The organism is Nioella sp. (assembly GCF_964229645.1).
GTDB lineage: Bacteria > Pseudomonadota > Alphaproteobacteria > Rhodobacterales > Rhodobacteraceae > Nioella.
In genome coordinates, this window is record NZ_CAXREX010000240.1 from 1 (window position 1) to 11,431 (window position 11,431).

General features: G+C 67.7%; 7 protein-coding genes. 4 read left to right on the plus strand and 3 right to left on the minus strand.

Annotated features, from left to right (window positions below; genetic code table 11):
• The 4 genes from ACEQXV_RS16045 to ACEQXV_RS16060 all read left to right on the plus strand — a co-directional run.
• The coding region (locus tag ACEQXV_RS16045) for a glycosyltransferase family 4 protein (RefSeq protein WP_370269996.1) at positions 1-765 on the plus strand (765 nt) is incomplete at its 5' end.
• Positions 762-1,760, plus strand: a complete 999-nt coding sequence (locus ACEQXV_RS16050; protein WP_370251477.1) for a glycosyltransferase family 2 protein — start codon at positions 762-764, stop codon at positions 1,758-1,760. The genes ACEQXV_RS16045 and ACEQXV_RS16050, both read left to right, overlap by 4 nt.
• An 8-nt stretch (positions 1,761-1,768) precedes the next feature.
• Positions 1,769-3,844 carry an NAD-dependent epimerase/dehydratase family protein gene (locus ACEQXV_RS16055; protein ID WP_370269998.1) on the plus strand — a complete coding sequence of 692 codons (2,076 nt, stop codon included), beginning with the start codon at positions 1,769-1,771 and terminating at the stop codon, positions 3,842-3,844.
• Positions 3,845-3,932: 88 nt separating this feature from the next.
• Positions 3,933-4,877: a CpsD/CapB family tyrosine-protein kinase gene (locus ACEQXV_RS16060; RefSeq protein ID WP_370251479.1), complete on the plus strand. Its 945-nt coding sequence runs from the start codon at positions 3,933-3,935 to the stop codon at positions 4,875-4,877.
• A gap of 6 nt (positions 4,878-4,883) precedes the next feature.
• Here the strand turns inward: ACEQXV_RS16060 and ACEQXV_RS16065 are convergent, their stop codons facing one another.
• The 3 genes from ACEQXV_RS16065 to ACEQXV_RS16075 all read right to left on the minus strand — a co-directional run.
• A complete protein-coding gene (locus tag ACEQXV_RS16065) occupies positions 4,884-6,233 on the minus strand; it encodes a Wzz/FepE/Etk N-terminal domain-containing protein (RefSeq protein WP_370269999.1) in 1,350 nt (449 codons plus the stop codon).
• 153 nt (positions 6,234-6,386) lie between these two features.
• On the minus strand, positions 6,387-7,118 hold the full coding sequence (locus tag ACEQXV_RS16070; protein WP_370251481.1) for a 4'-phosphopantetheinyl transferase: 732 nt from the start codon (positions 7,116-7,118) through the stop codon (positions 6,387-6,389).
• Between the two features lies 1 nt (position 7,119).
• On the minus strand, positions 7,120-11,431 hold a 4,312-nt coding region (locus ACEQXV_RS16075; RefSeq protein ID WP_370270000.1), incomplete at its 5' end, for a MupA/Atu3671 family FMN-dependent luciferase-like monooxygenase.

Sequence of the window (11,431 nt, forward strand, 5' to 3'; positions counted from 1 at the left end):
CCCGATATCTTCTTTGCCCCGGAGCATTGGCGGCTGGATGAAAAGATCGCCCGCGCCCGCTTTGTTGCCTGCATCAGCGAATTCAGCCGCAGCCAGGCGATGTTCTGGTCCGACCGGGGGCACTGGCCGAAGCTGAAGATCATCCATTGCGGCGTGGAGCCGGAGCGCTACACGACCGGGGCACGGGACGGCACGCGGCTGATCTTCGTCGGACGGCTCGATGCGGTAAAGGGTGTGCCCGTGCTGCTCGACGCCTTTGCCGAGGCACGGGGCGCGCTGCCGGGGCTCAGCCTGACGCTGGTGGGCGATGGCCCTGACCGCGCGGCGCTGGAGGCCGAAGTGACCGCGCGCGGGCTGGCCGGTGCCGTGATCTTCGCCGGATACCGCTCTCAGGCGGAGGTCGCCGCGCTCCTGGCCGAGCACGACGCTCTGGTCCTGCCCAGTTTCGCCGAGGGTGTGCCCGTTGTGCTGATGGAGGCGATGGCCGCGCGCCTGCCCGTCATCGCAACCGCCGTGGGCGGCGTGGGGGAACTGGTCGAGCACGGGGTGAGCGGACTGATGGTGCCGCCGGGGGACGGGGCGGCCCTGCGGGCCGCGATCCTCCAGGTCCTGGGCGATGGCGCCCTGCGCACCCGGATGGGCAAGGCGGGCCGCGCGGTGGTCGAGACCCAGTTCACCGCAACGACGGAGGCCGCGCGGCTGGCGCGGCTCTTCCGCGCCGGGGCCGAGCTGCCCGGGGAAAAACGACCGGAGACCTCGTCATGAACGATGCCATTGCCATTGTCCTGATTGGCCGCAACGAAGGCGCGCGGCTGAAAAATGCGCTCGCTTCGGTGAAGGGGCTGGTGGAGCGCGTGGTCTATGTCGACAGCGGCTCGACCGATGACAGCGTGGCCCATGCCCGCGCCGAGGGTGTCGAGGTGGTCGAGCTTGACATGGCGATCCCCTTCACCGCCGCGCGGGCGCGCAACGCGGGCGTCGATGCCCTGCGCGCGACCGAGGAGACCTTCACCGTCGAGATCGGCGACCTGCCCGAGTTCATCCAGTTCATCGACGGGGATTGCGTGCTGGAACGCGACTGGCTGTCCATTGCGCTTTCCGTCATGCGCGCGGCCCCCGACCTGGGCATTGTCACCGGCTGGCGGCGTGAAATCCATCCCGAGGCCAGCATCTACAACGCCATGTGCGACCACGAATGGTATCGCCCGGCGGGGCCGATCGTGGCCTGCGGCGGCGACATGCTGGTGCGTAGCGCCGCCTACGAGGCGGCCGGCTGCTTCAAGGACGAGGTCATTGCCGCCGAGGATGACGAGTTCTGCCTTCGCGTGCGCATGGCGGGCTACAAGCTGATGCGAATTCCCCGCAACATGACCCGGCACGATGCCGACATGCACCGTTTTGGCCAATGGTGGCGGCGCTCGGTGCGCAATGGCCACGGTTTCGCGCAACTGGGGGTGCTGCACGGTGCCCATCTCGCCCGGGAACGGGCGCGGGTCTATGTCTTCGGCCTGATGTTGCCCGCCGTCGCTCTGGCGGGACTTGTCACGACACCCTGGGTGACGATTGGCGTTCTGGCGCTTTATGCCGGGTCCTATGCCAGTGCCCTGCGCGGCCTACTGCGCGACGGAATCGCCCCTGCAACCGCCCTGCGCTTCGCGGGCTTCCTGACCCTGGCCAAGATCCCCAACCTCTTGGGCATGGCGACCTTCTGGGCGCGGCGGCTGCGCGGGCGGTCGATGCGGATCATCGAATACAAGTGAGAGAGCCCTTGAAGACCCCCACCCTCCGTATCGGCCTGATCGGCGCAGGATATATCGCAAGCTGGCACGCAGAGGCGTTGAAAGCCACGCCGGGCGTTGAGCTGCGCGCGATCTGCGACCGCAGCCACAGCGCAGCCGAGGCCCTGGCCGCGGCCCATGGCGCGCAGGTCTTTACCTCGGTCGAGGAAATGATCGCCGCGCGGGCCTGCGACGCGGTGCATATCCTCACGCCCCCCGACCTGCACAAGGCGCTAGCGATCCAGTGCCTTGAAGCAGGGCTCGACGTGCTGGTCGAAAAGCCCGTGGCCCTGTCGGCCAGCGACACGCGCGCCATTGCCGAGACGGCCGAGAAGACCGGCAAACGCTTCTCTGCCGGGCATAATTTCCTGGGGCTTCCCAGCTATGGGCGGCTGAAGCGCGCGGTGACAGACGGCCAGCTTGGCCGCATCGCCGAGGCGCGGATCACCTGGTGCCTGCCGCTGGCGCCGCTGCGCTCCGGCCCATACGGGCTGTGGCTGATGCGGGCGCCGCAAAACCTGCTGCTGGAACTGGGACCGCACCCGTTTTCCTTCGCGGTGGACCTCTTCGGGCCGCTCGACATCCTGTCGGTCGTGACCGGCCAGTCCGTGACCCTGCCCGGCGGCGACAGCCGCGACCAGAGCTGGCGCATCCTGGCGCGCGCGGGCGATGTGGATGTGACGATCACGCTGTCGATGGTCGAAACCATGGACGAGCGCAGCGTCACCTTGCGCGGGTCCTCGGGGATCGCGCGGCTCGACTATGCGGCCGATACGCTCGTGACGCAGGGCGATAATACCGCCGAGCTGGTGCTCAATCCGCTTGGCAAGGCGCTGGCCGGGGCAGGCGCGCATCTGCGCGAGGGGCTGCGCAACGCGGTGACCCAGGCCGCCTCGCTCAACCGCAAGTCGCCCTATGGGCAAAGTTTCCGGGGCATGGCCCATGCGATCTACGGCGGCGACGCGGGGCCTTTCGGGGGCGATGCGGCTGTCCGGGTCATGCAGGCCATCGACGACAGTCTGGCCAAGGTCAGCCTTCCCCCCGCCCCTGCGGTCGTGACCGGCATCCCGAGGCCGAGTGTCATGGTCATCGGTGGCACCGGCTATATCGGGCGCAACCTGACGCGGGCTCTGGTCGCGAAGGGCCATGACGTGCGGGTGCTGTCGCGTGGCGCGCATGGCCCCTTCCCCGACATCGCGAACCACGTGGAAACCGTGCCCGTCAGCCTGTCGGACAGGGCGGGCATCGCGGCGGCGATGGATGGGATCGACACGGTCTACAACCTGGCCAAGTCGATGGACACGACCTGGGACGCAGCGTTGCAGAACGACGTGGGTACCGCCCTGCGCATCGGAGAGGCCGCACTGGAAGCGGGCGTCAGGCGGCTGGTCTATACCGGCACGATCGCCTCCTATGACATGTCGGACCCCAAGGGCGTCATCACCGAGGCGACGGGCTTTGGCGATATCGAGAACCGCAACCTCTATGCGCGGTCCAAGGCGGAATGCGAACGGCAGCTTTCGGCGCTGCACCGCGAGAAGGGCCTGCCGCTGGTCATCGCGCGCCCCGGTATCGTTGTGGGCGGCGACGGGCCTTTGCAGCATTGGGGCATCGGGCGCTGGCACGGGGCGGGCGCGGTGAAGCTTTGGGGGAAGGGCCGCAATATCCTGCCCTTCGTGCTGGCAGATGACCTGTCACAAGGGCTGATCGCGATGATGGAGACCGAGGCCGCGCTTGGCCAGAGCTTCAACCTGACCGGGGAGCCGATGCTAACCGGGCGCGATTACTTCGACGCCATTCACGCGCGCCTTGGCGCGCGGCTGCGGGTGCGTTCTGGCAACCTGACCGCGATGTGGATGGCCGACGCGGTGAAATACGGGCTGAAACGCCATGCGCTCGGGCGGAAATCGGCGCTGCGCGCGTCGCTGGCGGACTGGCGCTCTCGCGGGCATTTCGCGCGCTTCGACAACAGCCTGCCCAAGCAGGTGCTCGGCTGGAGCCCCGAAGCCGACCGCGAGGCGTTTCTCGATCGCGCCTTGGACAGCCGGGCGCTCTTCGGGATATGACGGCGAAAAAGGGCTTAATTCTGCCAAGTTTAACGGTTTTAATAGGGCTTGCCCCGGAGATGGGGCCAAGATCAGGACCTGACGAGAGATGAGCAGCAACGCACCCCAGACCGGCCCCGACGGGTTGACCGACAGCGAGCGGCGTCGCCGCGCGTTGGAACGTCGCCTGCGCGAGGCGCTGACGCAGGGGGCAACGCTGGACGAAGAAGAGGCCGCGACCGAGGCCGAGGCCCCTGCCCCTGCGGGCGAGTCCGAGCCGACCACGCGCCCGGCCCCCGCAACGGCCCCGCGCCAGCCTGCGTCCGACATCTGGTCGCGCCTGCCCAAGATCCCGGTGGAACCCGCGCGGCTGGAACGCAACCTGGTGATCACCGCCAGCCGTCATGACCCGGTCCATGCCGCCTTCGACGTGCTGCGCACCCGCGTCAAGCAGGCCATGATCGAACACGGCTGGAGCCGCGTCGGCATCACCTCGCCCAACGAGGGCAACGGCAAGAGCTTCACCGCGATCAACCTTGCCGTGAGCCTGTCGCGCCTGCCCGATGTCCGGTCCGCGCTGATCGACCTCGACCTGCGCCGCCCGGGCCTGGCCCGCGTGCTCGGCCTGCGCGACATGCCCGCGACCGCCGACTTCCTGCGCGGAGAGATCACCGTCGAAGAATATCTCTCGGTCTTCGGGCCGAACATGCTCAATATCGGCGACCGCATGGCCATTGGCATCAATGGCCGACCCGAGGCCTATGCGTCGGAACTGTTGCAGGATCCTGCCAGCGCCGAGCGGCTGGCCGCGATGCAGCGCGACCTTGGCCTTGATCTCGTGCTCTACGACCTGCCCCCCGCGCTTGCGATGGACGACGTGCTGGCCTTCCGCCCGCATCTCGACTGCGTGCTTCTGGTGGTGGGCGGCGGCGAAACCCGGGCGCGAGACGTGCGCGAGGTGCAGCGCCGCCTTGGCGACGACCTGCCGATCCTCGGGGTGGTCATGAACAAGGCCGAACTGGACGACGATCCGGGCTACGGCTACGGCACCTGACCGGGCTTAGCCGGGTCGGTTGGTCCGCCGCAGAACGATCGCGGGTTCGCGCGCGGGCATGAAGGGCAGCCTCTCTGACAGCGTCCGGAACCATCCCCTGACATAACCCACGCCTGCCACGGCCGCCGCCGTGAGCGCGCCGATGAACAGCAACCGGCCCCGCCGGACCTGTCCCTGGCTGCGCAGGTTGGGGATCGAGACCACGGGCTGCACGCCCAGCTCCCTCTCGAACTGACGCGGGCTGCGCAGGCGGCCATCCATGACCTCCAGCGCCAGGGCGGCGCCAAGCGCGAGGAAGCCAACCAGGACGCCCCCGGCCATGGCCAGTTTGCGGCGGCTGGCCGAGACCGGGTATTCCGGCGCAATCGCCTCTTCCAGAACCTCGAAGCGTTCAGCCTGGTTGCGGCTTTCCAGAAGCTGGTTCATCGCCGCCTGCGCGCGCCGTTCGGTGATGACGCCAAGCTCGCCCTGCAACTGTTCCAGCCGCCGGTCATAGACGTTCATCTGGCGCTCGATCTCGGGCGCGGTGGCAATCACGGCTTCCAGATCGGCGATGGCGCCTGTCACAAGCTCCAGCCGCTGCGCAAGCAGCGCCTGCTGGCGTTCGCGCGCCTCGGCCAGAAGCCGTCCGCTTTCGCTTTCCAGCTGGATGATCTGTTCCTCGATGCTGATCCGGCTTTCTTCCAGGCGGCTGAGCTGCGTGCGCTGCGAGGTGATGGCCGCAGGCAGGGCACCGGCATGTTCCTGCCGGAAATCGGCATATTCGAATTCGAGCGCCTCGATCTCGGCGGTCAGGCGCTCTTCCTCGGACACGAGGAATTCGAGCGTGCGCGCGGTGCGCCCCGAAGTGCGTTCCTGCGCCTCGTCCAACACGCGGGCCAGGAAGGTGTTGGCGACCGCGGCGGCGATCTCCGGGTCGGCAAGGCGCACGATGATCACGAGCCCTGAGGGCTGGACGTCGGGCCGCCAGGCCTGCGCCTCGTCGATCAGCTGGTTGATTTCCACTGCGCCGCGCATCAGCCCAACCCGCTCGGTCAGCGAGGGGATCTGCGTGAAGAGCCCGAATTCTTCGACGATCGTCGCGATATTGTCGCGCGACATCAGCTGTTGCTCGATCAGCTCAAGCTCACTGTTGGGATTGATCGTGCCCGTGGCCCCGCCGCCCGACTGGCTGGTCAGGCGTTCGACCACCTGCGCCGCCTCGATCTGGACGACGGCGGTGGCCTCGTACACGCGCGGCTGGCTGAGCGTGTAGAGCAGCACCAGGGGAAGCCCGATGACGAGAATGAGCAAGATCACCCAGATCCGACGGATCAGGATGCGGGGAATATCCCTGAGCGATGAAATCGGACCCATTGCGGGGAATCCTTCGAGGGCTGACGCGATCATGGCACTTTTCGCAATCTTTACTGTGGCCCCGATACACTGGGACGAACTGTGGCAACGGCCGCCCCCAAGCCGCCATAACCTTGCCCCAATTTAGGAGATTTTTTGACGAATTTCCAAGCCTCAGGCCGAAATCTCTGAAAAACATTCCGTTTCCGGAATCGAATTTCCCGCCACATTTGCGCCACATTCCGCCCCGCGCGGCAGGGCGAGCAGCGTGCAGACCAGGCCGGAGGCACAAAAGAGCTGCCCTGTCAGGCTAATTCCGGCCCCGATCGGCCCGAACCCGGTGTTGAGCCGCGCAAGGAAGCGCCCTGCCCCGAGATCGGGCAGGATGTCCATCGCGTCGAAGCCCACGATGCGGCGCGTCCTTGGATAAAGCGCCTTGTAGGTCGCTTCCTTGGCCGAGAAGATCATCCGTGCGTAACCGCCGCGCAGGTCGGCGTCCTGTGTCATCAGCCAATCCCGGTCGGTCGGGGTCAGCACGTCGGGCCACAGCTCTTCGGGCAGCGGATCGAGCGGCTCGATGTCGATACCCAGACCGGAGAGCGCGCGTGCGCGCGCTGCCACGGCGATGCAGAGCCCGTTGCTGTGGGAAATCGATCCCACCACGCCCGCTGGCCAGACCGGCGCACGGTCGCTGCCCATCGGGATCGCGTAAGGCACCATCCCCACGGCGCGCATGGCCGCGCGGGCCGCCGCCCGACCGGCGGCAAACTCGGCCTGGCGCGCAGGTGTCGCGCGCGCCATCGCCGGGGCCTCGCCAGGCCAGAAACCGTGGGCGTCTTCCACCCGCGCCTCGCCATAGCCCAGAAGGCCCCCGCGCCAGCTGGTTTCGATCAGGTCACGGAACATCTCAGCCCCTCCCTGCCCGGGCCGCGCGCATCTGGCGCCGACGCGACATGGCCTCTGTGCGGGTTATCGCCCGCTCGGAGGTCGGGGGCGGACCCTGCGGGTCCGGTTCCTGCTGTTCGCCCCGGGTCAACCGGTCGACCTCTGCCGCGAGGGCCGACAGGACGGGGAAGCGGAAGATGTCGGTGATCGAGAGACGCTCGGCCCCAAGCTCGGCCCGGATGTCGCGATGCGCCTGCACCGCCAGCAGCGAATGCCCGCCGAGGTCGAAGAAGTGGTCCTGCGGGCCGATCCCTTCGACCCCCAGGATCCGGGTCCAGATCGCGGCAATGCGTCCCGCCGTATCGGCCTGGGCGCTGATTGGGGTCACGTTCGATTGCGCTACCGTCGCGCTGCGCTGGCGCGGCGCAGGCAGCGCCTTGCGATCGATCTTCTTGTTGGGTGTCAGCGGGAAGGCGTCGAGCCGGACGATATGCGCGGGCCGCATATGGGCGGGCAGTTCCGCCGCCAGATGCGCGCGGATCGTTGCCTGATCGACCGGGGTCGTTTCGAGGACATAGGCCACGAGCTGAACATTGCCCGGCACGTCTTCGCGCGGGATCACCACGGACTGGCGCACGCCGGGCACCGCGTCGATCTGGCTTTCGATCTCGCCCATCTCGATGCGGTAGCCGCGCAGCTTGACCTGGTGATCGGCCCGGCCCAGGAAATCGAGCCCGCCATCGGCGCGCCAGCGCACGAGGTCGCCGGTGCGATAGATGCGATTGCCGGGTTTGAACGGATCGTCGAGGAAGCGCTCTGCGGTCAGGTCTGGCCGTTGCCAGTAGCCGCGCGCCACGCCCTCGCCGCCGATGAAAAGCTCGCCGGGCACGCCGACGGGCACGGGGCTCATTGCTTCGTCCAGCACGTAGACTTGCGTATTCGCGATCGGCCGGCCGACCCCGGTGATACCGTCCCCGCCCGTCGCGGTCTGGGTCGTGGACCAGATCGTCGTTTCGGTGGGGCCATACATGTTCTCGATATGGGCGCCTGTTGCGGCCTGAAGCTCGGCCACCAGCGACCCGGGCAGCGCCTCGCCGCCCACCATCAGGTGCCTGACGCGCGCCAGTGCCATCCTTGCCTCGTCATTGCCCACCAGCATCCGCGCCATCGAGGGGGTGCATTGCAGATGGGTCACGCCATGGCGGATGATCTGCGCGGCGATCGAGAAATCATCCTCGGCCAGCGCATCGCCCTGGTTGGCGCGTTTCAGCACCTCGGCAATGGGCCTGAGCCCGTCGAGCACCTTCTGCCGCTCGATCCCGTAGTCGATCAGGCAGGCGATTTCATCGACGCCGATGCGCTTGAGCTGCTCCACCCGGTCGAGCGCATCCTCGACCGTGCCAAAGAGGCCGCTGTCGTTGAAATAGCGCTCGAAGGCGAAATCGAGGATCGCTTCCAGCTCTTCTTCCGACAGGATGCCGAGATCGAGTTGCATCGGGTTATTGACGCCCTTGGGCTTCTTGAAGGCGGGGAATGCCCAGGCAAACTGCTTGATGAGGCCCGCCGCCGAACGCAGGTAATCCTTCATCGGGCCGCGGGCGACCTCGCGCGCTTCCTCGCGGTCCTTCGCAAGGTAGGAATGCAGCATCAGGGTAACGGTGAAGTCATCCGGGTTGCGGCCCGAGGCGCGCAGCGCATCGTGGTAGATGCGGATCTTGTCGCCCACCTCGTCGATGGACTGGCCCAGAAGATGGGTCAGCACATTGGCCCCGATCTCTCCCGCTTCGCGCCAGGTGTCGGGGTTGCCCGCCGTGGTCACCCAGATGGGCAGTTCCTTCGACACCGGGCGGGGCTGGGTCAGCACCTTGTGCGGCGTGCCATCGGCCAGCGGGAATTCCACCTCTTCGCCACGCCACAGCGCGCGCAGGGTGTCGATGGCCTCATACATCGCCGGTTTGTTGTTGGGCGGCGTGTTCTCGGGGCGCAGGACGAAATCATGCGGCTGCCATCCGCTGGCGATGCCAAGCGCGGCGCGCCCGTTGGTGAGGTTGTCGATCACCGCCCATTCCTCGGCGATCCGTGCGGGGTGATGCAGCGGCGCCACGACAGAGCCGGAGCGCACCCCGATATTCTTCGTCACCGCTGCCACCGCGGCCCCGGTCACCGAGGGGTTGGGATAGGGGCCGCCGAAAGCGTGAAAATGGCGTTCCGGCGTCCAGACCGCGCAGAACCCATTCTGATCGGCAAATTTTGCCCCTTCCAGCAGCATCGTGTACTTGTCGCGCCCGACGCCATCGTCATTGCCCCAGTAAAAGAGGCTGAACTCCATCCCCCGGCCGGTCTGGCCGATGCGGCCATTGCTGACGAGCGTGCGGTTCTCATCGCCCGAGATGACGACGGTGAACCCGCGCGCGAGGGTCCAGAAGAGCTCCAGCACCGAGATGTCGAAGGAAAGGCTGGTCACCGCCAGCCAGACGCCGCCCGCCTCGTGGTCGATGCGCGCGTCCATGCCGGTGAAGAAGTTCGAGACGTTGCGGTGCTCGATCATCACGCCCTTGGGCCGCCCGGTGGAGCCCGAAGTATAGATCAGGTAAGCGAGGTCAGCGGAGGTGACACCGCTGTCGGGATTGGTGCCCGGGGCCGATGCAATGCGCGGATCGCGGTCGATTTCCAGCACTTGCGCCGCATGCGGCGGCAGGTGCGGGGTCAGCGCGGCCTCGGTCAGGATCACGGCGGCACCGCTATCCTCGACGTAAAGCGCGATGCGGTCGGCCGGGTAATCGGGGTCGAGCGGCACATAGGCCCCACCCGCCTTGTGAATGGCGATGGCCCCGATCAGCAGGTCAGCCGACCGGCGGACATGGAGCCCCACGAGATCGCCGCGCCGCACGCCCAGTCCGGCCAGCGTGTGGGCCACGCGATTGGCCCGCGCGTTCAATTCCGCATAGCTCAGACGGTCACCCTCGAAGACAAGCGCGGTGGCCTCGGGCGTTCGTGCCGCCTGTGCCTCGAACATCTGGTGGATGCAGGATGCGCGGTCAAAATCGGTCTCGGTCGCGTTCCAGTCATGGACAAGCTTGCGCCGCTCGGCCTCGGGCACAATGGAGAGGCTCGCCACCGGCGTTTCCGGATCGGCGGACAGGACATGTTCGAGCCGCAGGGCGATCAGGTCCAGTTCTTCGGGTGTCACGCGCGAGGGGTCGGCCGTGAGCTCAGTTCCATCCTCGCTCAGCGTCAGGGCCGCCCCGGGCACGGGCGCGGCACCGATGGCGAAATCCGGCGTGACAAGGCCGGAGAGGCCCGGAAGGCGCGCAGGCAGGTCGCCCGCGAAAGGCCCCTTGGCGCGGGCCTTCTCGATCCGGGCCGCGAACCGGGCCTCGGCCTCGGCAACGCTGCCGTCAGGGTCGATGGAAACGGGCACCCAGGGGGAAAGGTAGCCAGGATGGGCCACGGGCATGGCAAGCGCAAGATCCACCGCGCCACCCTCGCCCTTGCGCAGGGCGAGCATGGCAAACCGGGCCTGGACCTGGGACGCGGTCAAGGACGGGGGGACGGCGACCCGCCTCAGGGTCGCCCCCGTCCCGTCCGAAACCGGGTGGAACGAGAACGCCGCCGGATGCATGTCGGCAAGCCGCTTGCGCCAAAAGCTTTCAGATGGGGCCGCGGCGGCCATCGCGGCGGAAAGCGCCGCGGTGCCGCCAGGGATCGGCAGGTGGTCGCCCGCCGCGAGGTGATCGGCGAGCATCACGGGCGATCCATCGACACAGCGCATCGCGCCCAGCCTCACGGCGCCGCCCGCAACGGCAATGGTCGTGGTGCCTCCGGTCACTTCCAGAACCTCGCCGGGCGCGCCCGCGCCATCGACGGGTTCGGCGCTGCCCACCAGCAGGATGTCGCGGCCGGTCTCGAGCTTCGGAGAGGCCAGCGGGTTCCAGTATTCGCCATGGTCGAGCGCGCGCACAAGGCGCGTGATCTCGGCCGCCGACCGGGTGACGTCGATCCGCGCCGCAGCCTCGGGGCGCGCATCACGGGCAAAGTAGCTGCGCCGGGAAAGATCCTGCGGTCTACCCTCGGCGCGGTTCTGAGCGAGGGCGTCCATCACCTCGCCGAAACTGTCGAGCGCGGCGGCATAGCACTTGGTATTGAGCGTCAGCGCGGTTTCGCCTTCGACGATCTCGACCATGCGCTGCGCAAGGATATTGCCCTCGTCCACGCCGCCCGCGATGCGGTGCCAGGTGATGCCGTGGCGCGGCTCCCCGTTCAGCAGCGCCCAGACCGGGGCGTTGAGCCCGGCATAGGCGGGCAGCGGGCCATCATGAAAATTGACCGCGCCG